The organism is Porphyromonas uenonis 60-3 (assembly GCF_000174775.1).
In the GTDB taxonomy this organism is placed as follows: Bacteria; Bacteroidota; Bacteroidia; order Bacteroidales; family Porphyromonadaceae; genus Porphyromonas; species Porphyromonas uenonis_A.
In genome coordinates this window covers 1-506 of sequence record NZ_ACLR01000004.1, presented here as the reverse complement: position 1 = coordinate 506, position 506 = coordinate 1, and the positions used below count along the sequence as shown (strand labels likewise).

Annotated in this window: 1 pseudogene; it reads right to left on the bottom strand. The window is 53.2% G+C overall.

The annotated features are described in order from the left end of the window. Positions 1–309: 309 nt before the first annotated feature. Positions 310–506 (bottom strand): annotated as a pseudogene (locus PORUE0001_RS00170) (L-threonine 3-dehydrogenase); the annotation flags it as partial.

Sequence of the window (506 nt, the reverse complement as noted above, 5' to 3'; positions counted from 1 at the left end):
AAGAAACTAGTGTTTCATGCCGAAGAAACTAGTGTTTCATGCCGAAGAAACTAGAGTTTCATGCCTAGGAAAACAGAAATCCCTCCCTAGGAACCGAGAAGTTCCTACGTTGGAACTGAAAAGTTCCAAGGGAGGAACCGTTTTGGGCGCTTTTACAAAAGCTTTCGTCTCCACACGGAAGGTGGCCATGCGTACGCACTTGCGGAGCCTTCCTCGAGAGTCACAAATGAAAAGCGCCACCCCTGAGCGAACTCAAGAGTGGCGCATGTGGATGAGACTGTGTCAGTCTCTGGGGATCTGTGCGGATGCTTACTTGCCGTAGCGAGCGCGTAGCACCTGGATCATATCCTGACTCATGGTGTCGAGGTCGTAGTGTGGTTGCCAGTCCCACTCACGACGAGCGCAGCTGTCGTCGAGCGAGTTAGGCCACGACTCAGCGATAGCTTGGCGCAGCGGATCGACATCGTAGCTCATCTCGAAGTCGGGGATGATACGCTTGACAGCAG